The 19944-nt window shown below is 68.3% G+C and carries 21 protein-coding genes; 9 read left to right on the forward strand and 12 right to left on the reverse strand.

Annotated elements, in window-relative coordinates; genetic code table 11:
• Positions 1–506: 506 nt before the first annotated feature.
• Positions 507–2144: a phosphomethylpyrimidine synthase ThiC gene (thiC, locus tag ABD210_RS15950; RefSeq protein WP_344112245.1), complete on the reverse strand. Its 1638-nt coding sequence runs from the start codon at positions 2142–2144 to the stop codon at positions 507–509.
• Positions 2145–2451: 307 nt separating this feature from the next.
• Between thiC and ABD210_RS15955 the strand changes: the two genes are divergently transcribed.
• Positions 2452–3201: a lysophospholipid acyltransferase family protein gene (locus ABD210_RS15955; protein WP_344112246.1), complete on the forward strand. Its 750-nt coding sequence runs from the start codon at positions 2452–2454 to the stop codon at positions 3199–3201.
• Between the two features lie 166 nt (positions 3202–3367).
• The gene (locus ABD210_RS15960) at positions 3368–3892 is read left to right on the forward strand and encodes a hypothetical protein (RefSeq protein WP_344112247.1); all 525 of its coding nucleotides are present in this window, start codon (positions 3368–3370) and stop codon (positions 3890–3892) included.
• A 115-nt stretch (positions 3893–4007) separates the two neighbouring features.
• Here ABD210_RS15960 and ABD210_RS15965 read toward each other — a convergent pair whose 3' ends face one another.
• From ABD210_RS15965 to ABD210_RS15995, 7 genes are all read right to left on the reverse strand, one after another.
• Positions 4008–5006, reverse strand: a complete 999-nt coding sequence (locus tag ABD210_RS15965) for an inorganic phosphate transporter (protein WP_344112248.1) — start codon at positions 5004–5006, stop codon at positions 4008–4010.
• Between the two features lie 2 nt (positions 5007–5008).
• Complete coding sequence (locus tag ABD210_RS15970; RefSeq protein ID WP_344112249.1) at positions 5009–5641, reverse strand: DUF47 domain-containing protein; 633 nt, start codon at positions 5639–5641, stop codon at positions 5009–5011.
• A 138-nt stretch (positions 5642–5779) separates the two neighbouring features.
• A complete protein-coding gene (locus tag ABD210_RS15975) occupies positions 5780–6100 on the reverse strand; it encodes a DUF202 domain-containing protein (protein WP_344112250.1) in 321 nt (106 codons plus the stop codon).
• Complete coding sequence (locus ABD210_RS15980) at positions 6097–6441, reverse strand: YidH family protein (RefSeq protein ID WP_344112251.1); 345 nt, start codon at positions 6439–6441, stop codon at positions 6097–6099. Before ABD210_RS15980 ends, ABD210_RS15975 begins: the two co-directional genes overlap by 4 nt.
• Positions 6438–7700 (reverse strand): glycoside hydrolase family 3 N-terminal domain-containing protein, encoded by a 1263-nt coding sequence (locus ABD210_RS15985; RefSeq protein ID WP_344112252.1) that lies wholly within the window; start codon positions 7698–7700, stop codon positions 6438–6440. Before ABD210_RS15985 ends, ABD210_RS15980 begins: the two co-directional genes overlap by 4 nt.
• Positions 7701–7723: 23 nt before the next feature.
• On the reverse strand, positions 7724–8209 hold the full coding sequence (locus tag ABD210_RS15990) for a MarR family winged helix-turn-helix transcriptional regulator (RefSeq protein WP_344112254.1): 486 nt from the start codon (positions 8207–8209) through the stop codon (positions 7724–7726).
• Between the two features lie 48 nt (positions 8210–8257).
• The gene (locus tag ABD210_RS15995) at positions 8258–9178 is read right to left on the reverse strand and encodes a DMT family transporter (protein WP_344112255.1); all 921 of its coding nucleotides are present in this window, start codon (positions 9176–9178) and stop codon (positions 8258–8260) included.
• Between the two features lie 38 nt (positions 9179–9216).
• Here ABD210_RS15995 and ABD210_RS16000 point away from each other — a divergent pair, with 38 nt between their 5' ends.
• Positions 9217–9837 carry a TetR/AcrR family transcriptional regulator gene (locus ABD210_RS16000; protein WP_344112256.1) on the forward strand — a complete coding sequence of 207 codons (621 nt, stop codon included), beginning with the start codon at positions 9217–9219 and terminating at the stop codon, positions 9835–9837.
• 10 nt (positions 9838–9847) lie between these two features.
• Here the strand turns inward: ABD210_RS16000 and ABD210_RS16005 are convergent, their stop codons facing one another.
• Entirely contained in the window at positions 9848–10504 is a 657-nt protein-coding gene (locus tag ABD210_RS16005) for a potassium channel family protein (RefSeq protein WP_344112257.1), read from the reverse strand.
• A 323-nt stretch (positions 10505–10827) separates the two neighbouring features.
• On the opposite strand from ABD210_RS16005, the gene ABD210_RS16010 reads away from it, so the two are divergent.
• Together ABD210_RS16010 and ABD210_RS16015 are read left to right on the forward strand one after the other, a co-directional pair.
• The gene (locus tag ABD210_RS16010) at positions 10828–11790 is read left to right on the forward strand and encodes a DUF1444 domain-containing protein (RefSeq protein ID WP_344112259.1); all 963 of its coding nucleotides are present in this window, start codon (positions 10828–10830) and stop codon (positions 11788–11790) included.
• 30 nt (positions 11791–11820) lie between these two features.
• A complete protein-coding gene (locus tag ABD210_RS16015; RefSeq protein WP_344112260.1) occupies positions 11821–13197 on the forward strand; it encodes a pyridoxal phosphate-dependent decarboxylase family protein in 1377 nt (458 codons plus the stop codon).
• An 88-nt stretch (positions 13198–13285) separates the two neighbouring features.
• Here the strand turns inward: ABD210_RS16015 and ABD210_RS16020 are convergent, their stop codons facing one another.
• Together ABD210_RS16020 and ABD210_RS16025 are read right to left on the reverse strand one after the other, a co-directional pair.
• Positions 13286–13954 (reverse strand): fasciclin domain-containing protein, encoded by a 669-nt coding sequence (locus ABD210_RS16020; RefSeq protein WP_344112261.1) that lies wholly within the window; start codon positions 13952–13954, stop codon positions 13286–13288.
• 109 nt (positions 13955–14063) lie between these two features.
• Positions 14064–15767: a molybdopterin-dependent oxidoreductase gene (locus ABD210_RS16025; protein ID WP_344112263.1), complete on the reverse strand. Its 1704-nt coding sequence runs from the start codon at positions 15765–15767 to the stop codon at positions 14064–14066.
• A 116-nt stretch (positions 15768–15883) separates the two neighbouring features.
• On the opposite strand from ABD210_RS16025, the gene ABD210_RS16030 reads away from it, so the two are divergent.
• Positions 15884–16183: a hypothetical protein gene (locus ABD210_RS16030; RefSeq protein ID WP_344112264.1), complete on the forward strand. Its 300-nt coding sequence runs from the start codon at positions 15884–15886 to the stop codon at positions 16181–16183.
• Positions 16184–16231: 48 nt separating this feature from the next.
• On the opposite strand, the gene ABD210_RS16035 is transcribed toward ABD210_RS16030, so the two are convergent.
• Positions 16232–16867, reverse strand: a complete 636-nt coding sequence (locus ABD210_RS16035; protein ID WP_344112266.1) for a flavin reductase family protein — start codon at positions 16865–16867, stop codon at positions 16232–16234.
• Between the two features lie 146 nt (positions 16868–17013).
• On the opposite strand from ABD210_RS16035, the gene ABD210_RS16040 reads away from it, so the two are divergent.
• The 3 genes from ABD210_RS16040 to ABD210_RS16050 all read left to right on the forward strand — a co-directional run bounded on the left by ABD210_RS16040 (position 17014) and on the right by ABD210_RS16050 (position 19898).
• Positions 17014–17931: a phosphotransferase family protein gene (locus ABD210_RS16040; RefSeq protein WP_344112268.1), complete on the forward strand. Its 918-nt coding sequence runs from the start codon at positions 17014–17016 to the stop codon at positions 17929–17931.
• A gap of 106 nt (positions 17932–18037) precedes the next feature.
• The gene (mgrA, locus tag ABD210_RS16045) at positions 18038–19072 is read left to right on the forward strand and encodes an L-glyceraldehyde 3-phosphate reductase (protein ID WP_344112269.1); all 1035 of its coding nucleotides are present in this window, start codon (positions 18038–18040) and stop codon (positions 19070–19072) included.
• A gap of 94 nt (positions 19073–19166) precedes the next feature.
• Positions 19167–19898, forward strand: coding sequence for a hypothetical protein (locus tag ABD210_RS16050; RefSeq protein ID WP_344112271.1), 732 nt, complete (start codon positions 19167–19169; stop codon positions 19896–19898).
• Positions 19899–19944: the final 46 nt, after the last annotated feature.

Consider the following 19944-nt stretch of genomic DNA (forward strand, 5'->3'; position numbering starts at 1 on the left):
CCGCCACTCCCCCCGTACGGGTGGTCCGGACTGCGCGCTGGTGGGGTCGGCTGGCGGGTTCTTCGGCCGATAGCGCCAAGTAAAGGCGGTACCGGTCGAAGAACCCGTTACCGGCGGCGGGGATGCGGCTGAGCCGCTGCGGGGTGGGCCGCTGCGCGGGCGCGCCGCTGCGGGGTGCGCCGCTGCCGGGGGTGGTGGGCCGCCCGGCGCTTGCGTCCGAATGACTGTGGGGCAGGCCCTTCGGTTCTTCGGACGCAAGCGCGGCATCAGCTGCGCGGGTGCGCCGCTGCCGGGGGTGGGCCGCTGCCGGGGTGCGGCGCTGCGGGGTGCGGCGCTGCGGGGTGGGCCGTTGCGCGGGTGCGCCGCTGCCGGGGTGCGCCGCTGCCGGGGGTGCGCCGCTGCGCGGGCGCGCCGCTGCCGGGGGTGGTGGGCCGCCCGGCGCTTGCGTCCGAATGACTGTGGGGCAAGCCCTTCGGTTCTTCGGACGCAAGCGCGGCATCAAAGGGTCAGTCGACGACGGGGAGGTAGACCTTGTTGTCGTTGGACTTGAAGGTGTCGGACATCTCGGCGAAGCCCGCCTCGATGGCTTCCGTGGAGGTCAGCCCCTTCTCCTCGGCGTACTTGCGGATGTCGGCGGTGATCCGCATCGAGCAGAACTTGGGGCCGCACATCGAGCAGAAGTGGGCGGTCTTCGCCGGCTCGGCCGGGAGCGTCTCGTCGTGGTAGGACCGGGCCGTGTCAGGGTCGAGGGAGAGGTTGAACTGGTCCTCCCAGCGGAACTCGAACCGCGCCTTCGACAATGCGTCGTCCCAGTCCTGCGCGCCCGGGTGCCCCTTCGCCAGATCCGCTGCGTGGGCGGCGATCTTGTAGGTGATCACCCCGGTCTTCACGTCATCGCGATCCGGCAGCCCGAGGTGTTCCTTGGGCGTGACGTAGCACAGCATCGCCGTACCGAGCCAACCGATCTGGGCGGCCCCGATCGCGCTGGTGATGTGGTCGTACGCCGGCGCCACATCCGTTGCCAACGGCCCCAAGGTGTAGAACGGCGCCTCGCCGCAGAGCTCCTCCTCGAGCCGGACGTTCTCCGCGATCTTGTGCATTGGAACGTGCCCGGGGCCTTCGATCATCACCTGGACGTCGTGCTCCCAGGCGATCTTGGTCAGCTCGCCCAGGGTCCGGAGCTCCGCGAACTGGGCCGCGTCGTTCGCGTCCGCGATGCAGCCGGGACGAAGCCCGTCACCCAGGGAGAACGTCACGTCGTACTGGCGGAGGATCTCGCAGAGCTCGGCGAAATGCGTGTACAGGAAGGATTCCTGGTGATGCGCCAGGCACCAGGCGGCCATGATCGAACCACCGCGCGACACGATTCCGGTGATGCGCTGCGCGGTCAGCGGCACGTACCGCAGCAGCACGCCCGCGTGGACGGTCATGTAGTCCACGCCCTGCTCGCACTGCTCGATCACGGTGTCGCGGTAGACCTCCCACGACAGCTCGGTCGGGTCGCCCTTCACCTTCTCGAGTGCCTGGTAGAGCGGCACCGTACCGATCGGCACCGGCGAATTCCGCAGGATCCACTCGCGGGTCTCGTGGATGTTCTTGCCGGTGGACAGGTCCATCACCGTGTCCGCGCCCCACCGGGTGGCCCAGACCAGCTTCTCCACTTCCTCCTCGATCGAACTGCTGACGGCGGAGTTGCCGATGTTCGCGTTCACCTTCACCAGGAACTTCTTCCCGATGATCATCGGCTCGGACTCCGGGTGCCGGCGGTTCACCGGGATCACCGCCCGGCCGCGGGCGACCTCGGCCCGGACGAACTCGGGATCCACCCCCTCCCGGACCGCGACGTACCGCATCTCCTCGGTGATGGCGCCGGCCCGCGCGTGCGCCAGCTGCGTCAACGGCTCCCGGCCGGCGATCCAGTCTCGCCGCAGTGCCGGCAGACCGGTCTGTACGTCGATCCGCGCCGCCGCGTCCGTATACGGGCCGGAGGTGTCGTACAGGTCGAGATGCTCCCCGTTCGTGAGGTGCACCCGCCTGGCCGGAACCCCCAACTCGCCGCGCTGGATCTTCTCCGACCCCGAGATCGGGCCGGTGGTGACACTCGGGCGGACCTGTGACAAAGCGCTGTTGTCGATGGTTGTCACGATGCTGCTCCCTACGCCGGAATTACCCGGACAGGTTCGGCGGTCGGCGGCGCCGGTTCGCCCGACCTGGCCGGTCTCCCGGATCCAGGGGTGCGCAGTCCAGCCGCCCTCTCAGCCCACTACAGCGCGAGCTCCCGCGGTATCAACTTGTCGTGAGCAACCATAGCCAAGCGCTGCGTACTGCGTACTGGATCCGTGTGGCGCATCACGTCCTGAGCCAGTCTCCCGCCCGTCCAACCCGAGCCGAGCGGCGAGTCTCACGGCTCGAACCGGTGTGGCGTCTTGCCGGAGCCGGTAGCGTCAGGGGATGCGCGACATCCTGTATCCGCCGGTGATCGGCCTCGCCAAGACCGCCTTCAAGGTGCTCGACCTGAAGTTCCAGCTGACCGGCACCGAGCATGTGCCGCGCAGCGGTGGCGCGGTGCTCGCGCTGAACCACATCAGCTACGTGGACTTCGTGATCGGCGGGTTCGGCGCGCAACCGAGCAAGCGACTGGTCCGGTTCATGGCGAAAGAGGTGCTGTTCCGGAACCGGTACTCCGGGCCGCTGATGCGCGGGATGCACCACATCCCGGTGGACCGGGGCGCAGGGGCCGGCTCCTACCGGGAGGCTTTGCGCTACCTCAAGGAGGGCGAGATCGTCGGGGTCTTCCCGGAGGCGACGATCAGCCGGTCGTTCGAGTTGAAGGAGTTCAAGTCCGGCACCATCCGGATGGCGGCCGCGGCCGGCGTGCCCGTGATCCCGATGGTCCTGTGGGGCACTCAGCGAATGATGACCAAGGATCACCCGCGGGACTTCTCCCGGCACCAGCGGGTCTCCATCACGGTCGGCGAGCCGATCACCGTCACCCGTGCGGACGACGCGACCGAGGCGACGGAGCACCTGCACAAGACCATGTCCGGCCTGCTCGACACGACCATCCGCGACTACCACGAGCAGCCGCCCGGCGCCTGGTGGTTGCCGGCGTCGTACGGGGGTGGAGCGCCCACCCCGGAGGAGGCCGAACGCCTCGACCAGGAGGAACTGCGCCGCCGCGCGGAACGCCCGAAGAACTGAACTCCGTGAGTCATAATCCGGACAACGTCTTGACCGGACGCTGACCCGGGGGTACTAAGATCCTCTGTTGTTGTCGAGGCAGGTACCTGGGGGGTCCCTCTCGACGCAGGCCGCACGGCTCCAGCACGGGGGCACCAAGCGGCTGTCACCGGGTCGGGGGAAGATTTTGTTTGATTCTGACGAGGAGTTGCACCTCTTCGAGCCGGGAACGCTGACGATCCCGGCACACGTCGAGGAACAGATCCCGGACGTAGGCGGGTTCTTCATCGCATGGGCCACCGAGGCGCTGCGGCCTGACCAGGCCCGCGAGCTGGAGTCCGCTGTGAACGGCCGACGGTGCCAGAACGGCTGGTTCCCGCTGGAGAGCCTGGACAGCATCGGCAGCCGGGGCCTTTGGCGCGGCCCGCTGACCTATCTGGCTCGCATGACGGCCAAGGACCCGGCGATCGTCGAGGCCTGGGCGACCATCGACCTGTACGGCGCGGACAAGGCGAGGATCGGGGCCACGGCGAACCACCTGCTCTTCCAGCAGGGGCACGCGGCAGCGGCGACCTGGGTGATGGCTGTCCGGCCGCAGGCCTTCCTGAGCCTTACCCTGCTCGGCGAGTCGCTCTACCGCAACTGGGAGGACGTCGTCGGCACGGTCCGGCCCAAGGACATCGCCAAGGCCGTCCGCCGCTGGAACCGCTGACCGCATCCGCCGCCGAAACCCCCCGCCTGCGTCCGAACACCTGCGGGTCCTGCCCCGCTCCCCTTCGGACGCAACATCGCGGCGATTGGCGGCGCGCGGCGGGCCGTAGTACGGATCACTCCAGGATCAGGTGGGCGATGCCATAACAGAGGGCGGCCACCAAGCCGGCGGCCGGGATGGTCAGGATCCAGGCGATGATGATGCCCTTCGCCACGCCCCAGCGGACCGCTGACAGTCGCTTGGTCGCACCGGCGCCCATCACCGCGGAGGTGATCGTGTGGGTGGTCGAGACCGGCGCGTGCAGCCCGATCGCCATTACGTAGAGCACGGTGGCCGCGACGGCCTCGGAGGCGAAGCCACGGGCAGGATCCAGGTGGATGATCCGGCGTCCCAGCGTCCGCATGATCCGCCAGCCGCCCGAGTAGGTGCCGAGCGAGATGGCCGTGGCGGCCGAGATCTTCACCCAGGCCGGGATGCCCTGGCCGGCCTGCACGTGCCCGGTGGTGAGCAGAGCGAGGAAGATCACGCCCATCGTCTTCTGCGCGTCCTGCAGACCATGCCCGAGTGCCATCGCCGCCGCGGACAGCGACTGCGCCAGCCGGAAGCCGCGGGTCACCTTGCCGGGATTGCTGCGCCGGAAGATCCACAGGATCGCGGTCATCAGGATGAACGCGCCGAGGAAGCCGATCGCGGGCGACAGCACCATCGGGATGACGACCTTGTCGAGGATGCCGTTCCAGAGCACCACGCTGCTGGAGGCGATCCCAGCGCCGACCAGACCACCGATCAGGGCGTGTGACGACGAGCTCGGCAGACCGAAGTACCAAGTGATCAGGTTCCAGGTGATGGCGCCGATCAGCGCGGCGATCACGATCACCAGGCCGTGTTGGCCGGCCGGAGCGGTGATGATGCCCTTACCGACGGTGTCGGCGACCTCGGTGCCCAGGAAGGCGCCGAGGAAGTTCATCACCGCGGCCATGATCAGCGCGACCCGCGGCGTCAGGGCCCGGGTCGAGACCGAGGTCGCGATCGCGTTGGCGGCGTCGTGGAAGCCGTTCGTGTAGTCGAAGGCCAGCGCGATGACGATGACCGCGATGACGAGCGCGAACTCCACGCTCAGCTCTCCTTGACGGCGATCTGCTCGACCGTGTTGGCGACGTGCTCGAAGGCGTCGATGGCGGCCTCCAGCAGGTCGACCACGGTCTTCACCTTCATCACCGTCAGCGCGTCGAACTCGCCGCTGAACAGCTTGGCGATGATGCGCCGGTGCACCGCGTCACCGGTGTTCTCCAGCCGGTTGATCTCGATCCAGTACTCCGCCAGGTCCTTCATGGTGCGCAGCCGCGGCATGGTCTCGGCGGTCAGCGTGGCCATCCGCTGCAGCACCTCGATCTGCTCGGCGACCTCGGCCGGCAGCTCGGCCAGCGAGAAGAGGTGAACGGCGTCGACCGCCTCCTCCATGTAATCCATCACGTCGTCCAGGTCGGACGCCAGCCGGTAGATGTCTTCCCGGTCGAACGGCGTCACGAAGGTCGAGTTGACGCGGCGGATGATCGAGTGGGTCGTCTCGTCGGCCGCGTGCTCCGCGTCCTTCATCTGCTTGGCGATCTGATGGCTGGCCGCCAGCCCCGATCCGGCCTGGCTGCCCAGCAACTCGGCCATGATGCGGGACCCGTCGACCAGATGATTGGCGGATTCGGTGAAAAGGTCGTAGAACGTCGGGTCGTTCGGACGCAGACGTAACGGCACTTCAAGCTCCGGGTGAACGAGGGACAAACCGTGAACATGCTAGGGGCAACGGACCGTTGACAGCGCATCCGCCTGGTCACGGTACCGCGAGATGATGAATACATAGACTCAGCGCAACCGGTCCGTGACGAGAAGACTTCAGCGAGTGACCACCGCGTAGAGGTCGAACAGCCCTACCAGCAGGACCAATCCGGCCGCCACCTTCAGTACCCGATCGGACCCGAGTCCACCCGGAAAGCGCATAGCCCTTCGGTAGACGGCACTCACCGCCGCCCAGCAGAACAAAGCCAGCGCGGTGACCACGATGCCGAGTCCGAGCCGGACGTCGGAGGCGCCCCGATCGTCCGATCCACCAAGACCGGAGGCAAGCAGGAGGACGCCGTTGGCCACCAGGCCAAGCGCGGTCCGCCGCCACGCGAGCAGCGTGCGCTCCGGCTGCAGGCCAGAAGGCGTGCTCATCGCAGCAGGCTGAGCAGCAGCCCGATCAGGCCGACCACCGCGACGGTTGCCCCCAGCATCAAAGGCAGCCGGGTGACCGGTAGCCGCGCGCCCTGACGCATCGCGCTCAGGTTGACCTGCCAGCGGCGGAACGCGCCCGCGGTGGTGACGATCCCCGCCGTCACCAGGACGACCCCGATGACCCGGGCGAGCCAACGGGCACCGCCCAGATCAAGGAACTGTACTGCGGACAAACCGCCCGCATAGCAGGCGAGTGACGTCCGCAAATAGGCCAGGTACGTCCGCTCGTTGGCCAGGGTGAAGCGGTAGTCCGGCTCGTCGTCCGGCGGCGGCGTGGTCATCCGCAGCTCATCAGACCGTGGTTCTGCTTCAGGGTGAGCACCCGCCGCACGCTGCTCTGCAGGAGGGCCGCGAATGCCTTGTCCCGCTGGGATTCCCGGACCAATGCGCTCACCATCGTGGCAGTGAGCGAGGCCCTCGCCGTGATCACGATGTCGCCGCCTGCTGCTACGAACCGGGTCGCCCGCTCGCCTGCCGGCACAGATGCCACCTCGGCCGCGGCACCGACGTCGTCCGTGATCACGACCCCGCCGTACCGGAGGTCGCCGCGCAGCATGCCCCGGATCATTGTGGGCGAGAACACCGCGCGGTTCTTCGGGTCGATCTTGGTGTAGGTGACGGTCGACACCATCACCAGGTCGGCGCCCGCCCGGACCCCGGCCACGAACGGAGCGAGGTCGGCGTCACCACGAACCGTGACGTTGTCCACCACGCCGGAAGAGAAGTCCGTGTTGCCGCGCACGCGGCCGAGCCCGGGGAAGTGCTTGACCGACGTCATCACACCGGCCGCGTCCATGCCGTTGATGAACGCGGCGACGTGCTGGCCGACTGGGCCAGGGGTACTGCCGAACTCGCGGTCCAACTTGCCGATCGGCTCATTCGTGGTGCGCTGCGACTCCGGTACGACGTCTGCCACCGGCGCGAGGTCGACATTGATCCCGGCCCGCTTTAGCTGGTTACCCCAGCCCGCCGCCTCTGCGGTCAGCTTGGCCGTGGACCAGGTGCCTTGCACGGTTGCGGCAGGGATGCGGTCGAAGCCGGAGCCCTTGAGGCGCTGGATCTGGCCGCCCTCCTGGTCCGCGGCAACGAGTGGACGGATCTCCTTCAGGGTGGCGACAGCGGTCGCGGTCGACATCGCAGTACGGGTATGTGAGGCGCTGCCGCCGCTGCCCAGCAGCAGGAGGCCGCCCGGCTTCTGGGCGCTGGCCGTGGAGCGTTGCGCCGAGGTCATGCCGTTGGCGCTGATGCCGGTCATGATCAGCTGAGCTGCTTGCTCACGCAGTGTCAGCTCCTGCAGCTTCCGGTCCACGCAACTGGCCGGGGGTGTGCTCGGCGGCGTCGCTGGTGGGCTCGACGGCGTCTGACTCGGAGTGTCGCTTGGCGTCTGCGTAGGCGCAGTGGTCGGCGTGGTCGGCACGGACGACGACGGGACGGTGCTTGGACCGGCGGTGGGCGACGAGCTGTCCGCACAGCCTCCGAGGACAAAGGCTGCGACAACGAGCACGGCCGCTGCTGGGGTGGCCCGACCGATGATGTTCATCGGGGCGATTCTTGCTGACCGGGTCAGTGGGACTCCCAGATGGCGCTGTCGTAGGTCCCGCCGGAGTGCCGGGCCAAGGTCGCGCAGATGTCCCGCAGTTGCTCGACCTGCTCCTCGGTGAGTGCGTCGAACACCACTTGCCGGACGGTCTCAACATGGCCGGCTGCGGTCTCCTTCAGCTTCTGCCGTCCGGCCTCGGTGATGATGGCGACCTGGCCGCGGCGATCCGACTCGATGCCCTCGCGGCGGACCCAGCCGACCTGCTCCAGTCTGTTCACCGCGTGGGACAGACGGCTGCGAGAGCCGAGCGTGGAGACGGCGAGCTCGCTCATCCGCAGCCGGCCGTCGGCCGCGTCGGACAACCGGACCAGGATCTCGAAGTACGTGTGCGGCATGCCGGCGTCGCGCTGTAGCTGCTGCTCGATCCTTGTGTTGACCACGCGTTGGGCGGCAATGAACGCTCGCCAGGCCTGCTGCTCTTTCTCGTCCAGCCATCGCGGTTCCGCCATGGCCGCAGCGTAACCAGATCGTCGCCTTCATGCTGGCTCGGCGAGCCGTCACGTCGGCCGGCCGCGATCCCTGAACCGGAAGAGGACTACGGAGGCGGCACAGACGACCATACCGACCACAGCGAGCGCGCCGATGGTCTCGTCGAACAGCAGAAACGCGAGCACCATCGTGGTCGGCGGCACCAGGTACAGGAGGCTGCTGATCCGGGTCGCGCCGGACAGCCTCAAGTTGACCAGGTAGAGGCCCCAGCCGCCGCCAGTGGCCAGTACGACCAGCCACAGCGCGGCGCCGTAGAACCCGGCCTCGTGCGGGATAGTCAGTTGTCCGGTCGCCGCGGCCATGCCCACGAAGAACACGCCTGAGACGAGGCTCTGCAGGCAAAGGGCATCCAAGAGGGCGACGGCCGGCTTGCGCTTCCTCTCGAGGCAGGTGCCGGCTACCAGACCGAGTAAGCCGGCCAACGGCAGCAGGAACAGCAAGGGCGAGCCGTGCCCGGCGTTCACGTCGTCCGCGACGACCAGCCCGACTCCTGCAACCCCGACAACGAGGCCGACCCACTGGCGCAGGCTGACATGTTCCCCAAGGAGCGGCCCGGCCACCGTGGCGATCAGGATCGGCTGCAGTGAACCTATGAGTGCGGTGACCCCCGCGCTGATGCCGTGGTCGATCCCGCTGAAGATGAAGCCGAGGTAGACACACTGGGTGAGGAAGGCCATTGCGACCTGGGTGACGAGGTCTCCCCTGCTGATGCGCGGTCTGCGAATGGCCAGAACGGCCGCTGCGAGGCTCCCCGCGAGCAGGAAGCGCCAGGCGAGCAGATCGAAGGCCGAGCTGTACTCCGTGCCCCAGCGGGCCCCGATGAAGCCGCAACTCCAGAAGACGACGAATCCCGCTCCCGCGAGCAGTGGAAGGGCCTTCGGCCGGCCGGTACGCCGTACTGGGGTCGTCTCCAAGGCTTCGGCGGTCATACGACCCAAGTAACCACACCGGTCGGTATACTGTCAGTATGGTTGTTCGGCAGGCGAGACTGCTGATGGATCGCGGCGAGCTGGAGGCGAAGCGGCTGACCCCGGCAGGTGAACGCATCCTCTCGGCGGCTTCGGCGCTGTTCTACGAGCGCGGGATCCGCACAGTGGGTGTCGATGCGATCGCGGACGCCGCCGAGGTGACCAAGAAGACGTTGTACGACCGGTTCGGCTCGAAGGACAAGCTGATCGCGGCGTACTTGGAGGAGCGGAACCGGAGCTGGCACCGCTTCCTCGACGAGCAGCTGGACGCCCGGGATCCGCAGACGCCGGAAGAAGTGATCCTGGCACTGTTCGCGGCGCTCTCCGACTGGATGGCCGAGTCGCGGCGCGGCTGCGGGTTCATCAACGCGAGTGTGGAACTGGCAGCGCCGGACCACCCTGCGATGCCGACGATCGTTGCGCAGAAGCAGTGGATGCGGGCCGAGTTCGTGGCGCAGGCGGAGCTGGCCGGCTTCCGCAGTACGGGTGAACTTGCTGACCGTCTACTGTTGCTCCACGAGGGCGCGCTGGTCACCTACCGGGTGGCTGCGATGGAGCACGCACCCGAGGTGGCTCACCGGGCCGCTGCCGATCTGCTGGCAGCCTGGCCACGGGTCTAGGAGCGCCGGGCTATGTGCGGCGGGCGACCGTAAGGCCCACCAGGCGCGAGACCACCATGGCGACGTAGCCGAGGCCAGCGAGTTGCTCGAGCATCACCACTGATCTACCCCAGGACGTGACGGGAACGATGTCGCTGAGGCCCGTGCTCGACAGCGTCGTGAAGCTGAGGAACAGCAGCTCCATCCAGGTGCGATCCATGGCCGGGTTGACCGCTGCGATGAAGCTCTGCGGCTTGAGTGCCTGTACGAAGACGAACAAGTAGGCGAAACCCCAGGCCACCAAGGTGAAGGTGGCGCCGGTGGCATACAGCTCGTCCGCGCTCACGTCGTGATCGGACAGCATGTACCGCAAGAGGCTGTAGGCCGCGTAGAAGTAGAACGCTGCGTGGAACGCGCCCGAGATCGGAACGATCACGTCGGTCGGACGGAAGGCGTCCACGAGCGACAGCGCCACAGCGGGGACCCCCAGACCGATACTGACCCAGGTCAGGCCGGGCGTGGACCGGACGGAGAACACCGCGAGCACCAGCACGACGATGCCAAGGATCTCGAAGGCGACACGCCCGGTGCGCGAACCTTCCATCGCCGGGTAGACCAGTACGCCGAGCAGTTGGACGACGAGCAAGATGGCCGAGGGATGCCGCCTGGCACTGCCGACGATGCTCACGGCGTGACCTCCCCCCGGGTCGCCGAGGTCGGACGCGACGACGGGGTGTCGGACATCTGCGGTGTGCTCCTCGGGGACGGCTGTCTGGTGGTCGGGTGACCTTCACTCGGTTGGCGGGTGTGCTGTCGGTCGGACCGGATCTTCTGGTCGGTCGGGCGGGAGGTTCTGGGGGTGATCGGAAATTCTGGCGGTTAGCAGGAGGTCGGGTGGGTACTGAGCGCGGCGGTTGACGCAGGATATCCGGCGGTTGTCCACAGGGCCGGAATTGCCTGGCGGGCGAGGGGCCGTTCGCTCGTACTTTCTCTGCCGAGGAGGTGGACAGCATGACCATCCAGCACAACGATCCCACCGAACGGGCCTTGAGCAACGATCCGGACTCCCGGCATCCCCTGTTCTCGCCGCTGACCTTCACCGAGGCGGCCCACCTGATACGACTCGCCCTGACGGCCGCCGCCGCACAGGGTTTCCCAGCCACCTATGACGGCGCCGGCGCCATGGTCGTCACCCCACCGGCCGAGCTCGCCCTCACTGGCAGCGGGCCAGAGATCGTGGTCGGGCTGACGAATCTGGCCAGGGCCGTGTCGGCCCATTCCAGGCACCGCTGGCCACAACTGGTCGAGGAACACCTCGCACACCTGGCGAGCAGCCTCCTGCACGGCCCGCCGCCACCACCGGCAGACCCTGAGCGGGAGCTCTTCCTGCGACTTGCGGCGGCACGTTCTCTGCCACCGGAGTGGACTGCCTCCGCGCCGGAGTTCCTTCCCGGCCTACTGTCAGTGCCCGCGACCCACGAGAACGGCATGGTCGCGATGCACCTGGACCCTTCGGACTTCGGTATGACCTGGCCCGAGGCGCAACGCATCGGCCTGGCCAACCTCCGGCGCCTGACCGACACCGTGGATTACGCCGAGTACGGCGACGTCCGGGTCGCAGTCCTCAGCGGATCCAGCTTCGCCGCCTCCCGAGCGCTCGTGCTCGACACGGTCCTGCGGGAATCCCTCCACGTCGAGAACCCAGAGTACGGCGTGCTGGTGGCGCTGCCGGTGCGTCATCTCCTGCTGGTGCACGTGATCCAGGACCTGTCGGTGATCACGGCGCTGAGCATGATGCTGCACCTGACCGGGCATGCCCATGCGGAAGAGCCGGGTCCGCTGAGCCCCTGGGTCTATCTGGTCGACAAGGATGGCTGGCATCCGGCGACGGCCTCGGAGCCCGATGAGGATCTCCATTTCCGGCTGACGCCACGCATGCTGGCCCTCGTCGACGAACTCCGGCAACTGGAGTAGCCGAAGCGGGCCGCGTGGCACAGTCGGGGCATGGCACAGACATCGTCGGAGCTCCGGGATCTGTTCAGGCGTGCGGCCGACCACGCTGCGGACTTCCGGGAATCCCTCGACGAGCGACCAGTCCGGTCGGCGAAGAGCTCGGCCGAGGTTCGGGCGGACTTCCAGCGGCCACTCGGGGCCGCGGGGCGACCGGCTGCCGAGGTGATCGACGAACTCGTGAGCGTGGCGGACGGCGGACTGGTCGCCACTGCGGGGCCGCGGTACTTCGGATTCGTGGTGGGTGGTGCACTGCCCGCCGCGACCGCCGCCGAACTGCTGGCTGCCGGGTGGGACCAGAACGCCTGGAACAGCGTGCTCTCCCCCACTGCGGCGGCCGCCGAGCAGGCTGCCGGCGACTGGCTCAAGGAGCTCCTGCGGTTGCCGCCGACCGCCTCGGCCGGGTTCGTCACCGGAGCTCAGGCGGCCAACACGGTTGGGCTCGCGGCGGCCCGCAACCACGTGTTCGCCCTAGCCGGCTGGGATGTGGAGGCGGACGGGCTGATCGGTGCACCACGGGTCCGGATCCTCGCGGGTGACGAGCGGCACGCCACCATCGACCGATCGCTGCGGCTGCTCGGGTTCGGATCGAGCTCGCTGGAACTCGTACAGACCAACGCGAACGGGGTGATCGATCTGCAGGACCTGCGAGCCCGGCTGGACGGCCACGAAGGCCCGCTGATCGTCTGCCTGCAGGCCGGCAACGTGAACACCGGGGCCTCGGATTCGGTCGGACCTGCTTGCCGGATCGTGCACGAGTACGGCGGGTGGGTGCACGTGGACGGCGCCTTCGGACTGTGGGCGGCGACCAGCCCGGAGCTGCGGGACCAGGTGCACGGGCTCGAGCTCGCTGACTCATGGGGGTGCGACGGGCACAAGTGGCTCAACCTGCCCTACGACAGCGGGTTCGTGTTCTCCGCGCACCCCGAGGCTCACGTGGCTGCGCTCGCGTACAGCGCGTCGTACCTTGTGAAGTCGGGAGAGCGGGAGCCGGGCGACTACGCGATCGAGTCCTCGAGGCGGGCGCGCGGGCTGGCGGTCTGGGCCGGGCTGCAGGAGCTCGGTCGCGACGGTGTGACCGAGGTGATCGACCGGTGCTGCCGGCTGGCGCGGAGATTCGCCCAGCAGTTGGGCGAGGCGGGGTGCGAGATCGGGAACGAGGTGGTGCTCAACCAGGTGCTCGTGGCGTTCGGATGCGACGACGAGACCGACCGGGTGATCGCGGCTGTGCAGGAAGGCGGCGTCTGCTGGATGGGCGGCACCACCTGGCGAGGCCGCCGCTACATGCGCATCTCCGTCTCGAACCACCTCACCACCGAGCCCGACGTCGACCGCTCAGTCCAGGCAATCCTCGCCGCACGAACTGGTTGATGCGACTGGGCGGCGCCCCGGCAGAAGAGGCGCCGCCCAGTCCGTGCAGGATCCTGGCCTGGCTTGCGGTCGGAGGATCAGGAGGTGATCAGGCTGCCGGCGGCATCAGGACGGTGTCGATCAGGTAGACCGTCGCGTTGGCGGTCTTGACGCCACCGCAGATGACCTTGGCGTTGTTGACCATCAAGTTGTCGCCCGAACCGGTGACGGTGACGGGCTGCTTCTCGACCGTTGTCTGCTTGCCGACCACCGCGGTCGGATCGAGCTGCCCGGCCACCACGTGGTAGGTCAGGATCTTGCTCAGCAGCGCATCGTTGGTCTTCAGTGTGTTGATCGTCGCGGCCGGGATCTTCGCGAACGCCGAGTCGACCGGTGCGAACACGGTGAACTCGCCACCGTTGAGCGTCGACACCAGGTCGACCTTCGGGTTCAGCTGGCCCGACACCGCGGCCACCAGGGTCTTCAGCAGCGGGTTCCCGGAGGCGGCAGTGGCAACCGGTGCGGCCGCCATGCTGTCGATCGAGCCGGAGCCGGTGGCGTTGGCCTTCGCGTAGTCGGCGCAGCCAGGCCCGACCAGGCCGGACGCGTTGCTCATCGGGGGCGTCATGCTCGGGGTCTCGGCCGGCGCCGAGGACGAGGTGCTGGTGGACGGGTTGCTGCTGCTGGCTGTTCCGTCGTTGCTTCCGCAGGCGGCAGTGGCGAAGAGCAACGAGACGGCCGAGGCGGCGAGTGCGACCCGCTTGATGGTGTGGGACATGACGATCCTTCTCCTTCGGATGGATTTCTACTACGTCGGTGATGGGTACTGGTACTTACTTCGGTTCGACTGCGTCTGCGGGTCATCCGCAGCTGTCCTTGGGCGCCGGCTACTCGACCATCACCACCGTGTTGTGCAGCCCACTCGATCCGTTCGGGCGTGGGGCTGCACGGTCGGTGGTCTGCACCTGTCCGTCGGCATCGGTAGCCCGGACGGTGAGTCTGTGGTTGCCCGGCGTCGCGTTCCAGCGCAATGTCCACTGCCGCCAGGTGTCGATGGTGTCCTCGAGCGCGAGAGTGGCTTCCTGCCAAGGGCCTTCGTCCACCTGCACCTCGACCTTGGCGATGCCGCGGTTCTGCGCCCAGGCGACACCGGCGGCAACGGCCGGGCCTGCCTTGATCCGCGCGAAGCCCTTTGGCACGTCGATCCGGGACGAGGTCTTGATCGGCGCCTCGACCGACCAGCCGCGGTCTGTCCAGTAGGCGCTGAAGTCCTCGAACCTGGTCACCTCGAAATCCACGATCCACTTGGTCGCGGACACGTAGCCGTACAGGCCGGGCACCACCATCCGCACCGGGAAGCCGTGCTCGAACGGCAACGGTTCGCCGTTCATCGCGACCGCGAAGATCGCGTCCCGCCCGTCGGCCAGGGCCTTCAGCGGCGTGCCGATGGTGAGGCCATCGACACTGGTCGACTTCACCGCATCGGCGCCGGCCCGGACTCCGGCCTCTTGCAGGATGTCCGCGATCGGTACGCCGATCCAGCGGGCGTTGCCGACATACGGGCCGCCCACCTCGTTGGACACGCAGGTCAGGGTGATGTCGCGCTCGACCAACCGCCGGCCCAACAGATCGGCGAGGTTGAAGCGCAGCTCGCGATCGACCATGCCGTGGACGCGCAGTTCCCAGTTCCGCGGATCCACCTTCGGAACGGTCAGCAGCGTGTCGACCCGGTAGAAGGACTTGTTCGGCGTGACGAACCGGCTGACCCCAGCCACGTCCGCGGAAACCCCCGCAGGCAAAGCGTTCGCCCGACTCGCCGGCGCCGGAATCTTGATCGCGGCCCTGGTCGCGTCGTCCACCCCACCAGGCAGCACCCGCGAAACCGCCAACCCCCCTACCCCGGCCGCCCCCAACGCGATTGCCGTGACCAGGAACCCGCGCCGATCAAACCCTGCGGGCGTCTCACGCTCGCCAGACTCAGCACCCCCGGCACCCGCTGCAGCCGAGCCACCCGAGCCACCCGAGCCAACGGTCACGGCGTCCAGGTCGGCGGTCCTGTCGTTCGGCCTGGTCGGAGACGGGCCGACGATGCGGGTGGAACCTTCGGCGGCCGCGGTCTTCCGGCCCCGGCGACCGCCGAAGGGGTTCAGGTTGAGAGAACGCAAAACCAGGAACATGCCGATTGTTGCTACTAGCAACGTGACGAACCCCGGCAGGACCTGGACGAAGTGGTTGGCCGCAAGTGTTCGCCCAGTGGCAGCGGCGAGGATCGCGAGCAGCCCGAGCGCGATCGTCATCCCTACGGCCACCCGCGGCTTCGAGGCCCCGATCACCCCTGCCAGCAAGGCGAAACCCGTCACGGCGAGGAGAACTGCCCCGACCAGGATCGGTTTGTCCGCAGTACCGAGGTTCTTGACCGCCCAGTCCTTCGCGGGACCGGGAGCCAGGTCGATCAGCTGCGTGCCGACCCCGACAACCGGCGACGTACCACCGGCCAGCGCGGCGGTCAGCTCACCCAGGCCGAGTCCAGCGCCCGCGGCGAGCACACCTCCCAGCGCGGCCCTGGCCCGAAGTCGCCTCGTCAAAGTCATGCCGGTGCTTCGGACCGACCAATGCCCCGGATAGGTGGATCCCCGAGAAAGTTTCCGCCCCGAGGACGGCGCCCCAAGAAGGCGTTACCCCGTCAGGGACTTTCCTGCCAGTCTCAGTGACACCACACCTCGCTGTCGCTGTGCTCGGGTCGTGCGGGCAGTTCCCGCTCGGCCTCGGTGTCGTCTACCTGATCACCGTGCGGTCGACGATGCTGCAGCGAGAGGTCGCGCCCGGGCTACTGGGCCGGGTCGGCGCGGTGATCCGCCTGGTCGAGTGGGGACCAGGCCCGTTCGGCGGGCTCGCAGGCGGCCTCGTGGGGTTGCCCTCGGGCTCAGGCCAGCCCTGCTCCTACTCGGAATCGGCAGCCTGTCCGCCGTCCCCTGGATCGCTGTCGCCGCCGCCCGCGGGCACCTGAGGCTCCCGGACTGATCGCCCGCCCCCGGGCCACGTCCGCCAAGACTGTTCAGCCGGCGTTGGGGGTGGTGGGCGCGGTGAAGTGACCGGGCCAGTCGGTGTGGCGGATTCGGCTGATGGAGCGGATCTCGCCGAGGGTGGACCACTCGTCCTTGCCGAGGCGGGCCAGCGGCCGGAGCTTGGTGATCTCCGGGTGGTCGCCGTCCAGGACCGCCTCGTCGATCGCGATATGGCGTACCCGGCCGATCACGACGGTGGAGTCGCCGAGTTCCAGGGTCGTGTGCAGCCCACACTCGATCGCGACCGGCGATTCGGCAACCCGGGGAACCGCGACCGTCGCGGCCGGCTCGGTCGTCAACCCGACCGCCGCGAACTCCGAGATCTCGGGCGGGAAGTTCGTCGCCGTCGCGTTCACCTGCTCGAACAACGGCTCGGCCGCGAAGTTCACCACGAACTCGCCCGTCGCCTCGACGTTGTTCAGGCTGTCCTTGCGCCCGACGGACATGAACTGCACCATCGGCGGCCGCACGCATGCCACGGTGAAGAACGAGTGCGGTGCCAGGTTCAGCACCCCGTCCGCCGACAAGGACGACACCCAGGCGATCGGCCGTGGCACCACCACCGCGTTCAGCACCGCGTAGAAGTCCCTACTGCTGACCGTCTCCGGATCCAGATCCCTTCGCACGCCCGCAAGTATCCCTGCCCATCCCCAACGGCCGACCGGCAGACCGATCGACAAGCCCGATCCGCCGTGGCGGTGAATTCGGTGGACCGCGGCAACGAACCCCCGCGAGAATCCCCTTCGATGACAAGGTCCCCAGAGTTGAGCGCATGACGGCGGCGCCGACCGCCGACGTCCTGGCCGCGCTCGCGAGCCGGTACGGCGTACGGCTCGAGGCGGTTCGCGAGGTTCCGGGCGGCGTCGCCAACCGCGCCTTCGTCCTCGGCGACGGGTTGTTCCTCCGGATCCCCCGCGCCGAGGCCTTCGCACGCGATCTGCGCAAGGAGGTCGCGGTCATCCCCGTCGCCCGGGCTGCCGGCGTACGGACTCCCGCGATTGTCGACTTCGACGCCACCCGCACCCTGATCGACGCGCCGTACCTGGTCGTCGAGCGAGTCCACGCCACCGATCTCAGCACAACTCAAGACGCCGGTCACGAACTGTGGCAGGACCTGGGCAGCCAGGTCGCCCTGCTCCACAGGGTCAGCCAGGAAACCCCACTCGAAGGCGTCGAACACGACGACGGCGGTGGGGACCCACGCCCCACAGTCGAGCGCCTGGCCACAGACGGCTACCTGGACGCCGGTACTGCGAACTGGTTGCTCGCGTGGTTCGACAGACTGGCAAGGCGGTTCCCCCAGGACGAGCCGCACGTGCTCCTGCATGGCGACCTGGCTCCGCAGAACCTCCTGATCGAGGACGGTCACCTCGGAGCCCTCATCGACTGGGGTGATGCGGCATGGGGTCCACCCGGGATGGAGTTCGCCAAGCTGCCGCTGGACCAGGTGGCCGCGACCCTGCCCAGCTACAACCGCCAGTACCGAGACCAGCCGGGCCACCACCGCGAGGGCATGGAGGCGGCCGCCCTCTGGTACCACCTCAGCTGGGGACTGAGCGGGATCACCAAGCCACCACGGCCGCCGGAACCACACGAGCGGCACTGGACGGCACCGCCCGCCAGCCGGTTGCTCGGCGTACTGCGGTTCTACGCCGCGTCACCACCGGACCCCTGGTCCGCACTGGGCTGAACGGCAGCGCCAGTCAGAAGGTGTGCCACTTGCACTGATCGACGCCGGTTCTACCGTAAAACAAGGGTTCGCGGACATTTCCCGCCATGGTGCAGACTGGGGTTCCGTGACTGATTATGTAGCTGCTCAGGACCGGTACGACGACCAGATGACCTATCGGCGAAGTGGCCGCAGCGGACTCCAGCTGCCGGCGATCTCGTTGGGGCTGTGGCACAACTTCGGTGACGACAAGCCGTTCGAGGTCCAGCGGGACATCCTGCGCCGCGCCTTCGATCTCGGCGTCACCCACTTCGACCTGGCGAACAACTACGGCCCGCCGTACGGCTCGGCTGAGACCAACTTCGGCACGCACTTCGCGCGCGACTTCAAGCCGTACCGCGACGAGCTGCTGATCTCCACCAAGGCCGGTTACGACATGTGGCCGGGCCCCTACGGGCAGGGCGGCGGCTCCCGCAAGTACCTGCTGGCCTCGCTCGACCAGTCGCTGGGCCGGATGGGCCTGGACTACGTCGACATCTTCTACTCGCACCGGTTCGACCCCGACACCCCGCTGGAAGAGACGATGGGCGCGCTCGACGCCGCCGTCCGCTCCGGCAAGGCGCTGTACGCGGGGATCTCGTCGTACTCGGCCGAGAAGACCCGCGAGGCCGCCCGGATCCTGGACGAGCTCGGCACGCCGCTGCTGATCCACCAGCCGTCGTACTCGATGCTGAACCGCTGGATCGAGGAGGACCTGCTGGACGCCGTCGGCGAGCTCGGGGTCGGCGTGATCGCCTTCTCCCCGCTGGCGCAGGGCCTGCTCACCGACCGTTACCTGGACGGCGTACCGGAGGGTTCCCGAGCGGCGCAGGGCAAGTCGCTCAGCACCGACATGCTGACCGAGGAGACTCTCAAGCACGTCCGCGCGCTGAATGACATCGCCAAGCAGCGCGGCCAGTCCGTCGCCCAGCTGGCGCTGTCCTGGACGCTGCGTGACAACCGCGTCACCAGCGCGCTGATCGGCGCCTCCAGCGTCGCCCAACTGGAGAACAACCTCGCCGCGGTGAAGAACCTCTCCTTCACCAAGGACGAGCTGGACGCGATCGACGCGGACGCCGTCGAGGCCGGCATCAACTTGTGGAAGAAGAGTTCCGACAGCTGAACAGGTTGGTCACGGACTGTGCTGGTGCGGTTGCGCCGGCACAGCCCGGGGCGCACTCTGGGAGGAGATCCAACCCTCCCAGGAGGTGGTCACGATGACCGTCTCGACGCTCGAACAAGCAGTCGGCTTCGAACACGCCCGGATCCGCGAACTAGCGGGGCCGGCGCACGAGCAGGCGGCTGCCAGACCTGACCGGCGGCACGAGACCGACCGGTTCTACGCGATCGCGGCCCAGCATCTGGCCGCAGCCGAAGACGTCCTCCTCCCGCGAGTGCGTCGACTACCCGACGGCCGGACGAAGGTCTCGGCGTACGTCGAGAATGCCCGGCAACTGGAGCGATCGCTGCGGTTCCTCAAAGGCCGGATCTACGGCGACGCCCGGATCCAGCATCTGCGGCACGACGAGGTCTGGCGGGAGGTGGACCGGCTGCTCGCCCAGCACGAGGTGCTCGAGGCCGAGTACTGCCGGCTCCTCGCCGAGGAGCTCGCCGGCGACGACGTCAGCAGCCTGACCGAAGACCTGCTGACCGCCGAGGAGAAGGCCCCGACGCGGGCACATCCGGGTTCACCGCACACCGGACCGGCCGGCCGGCTCGCGCACCGGATGTGGCGGCTCGCGGACACCGCCTGGGACAGCGCGGAAGGCCGCGTGGTCCCGGCCAGGTACCGCGAGCACCCCAAGCGCGACTCGGCGCTGTCGCACTACCTCTACGGCACCCTGATGCCCGAGGCAACGAACCCCGAGGCACCGAATCCGCCGGCCACGGCCCGCGGTACAGGAGACGACGCGGCGACAGCTCCGCGGCCGCCCGACGAGAAGATGTAGAACGGCCGGACCCGACACCGCCGGATGCCTCCGGCAGCGCGGGCCC

This window comes from Kribbella alba, assembly GCF_039529635.1.
GTDB classification, from domain to species: domain Bacteria; phylum Actinomycetota; class Actinomycetes; order Propionibacteriales; family Kribbellaceae; genus Kribbella; species Kribbella alba.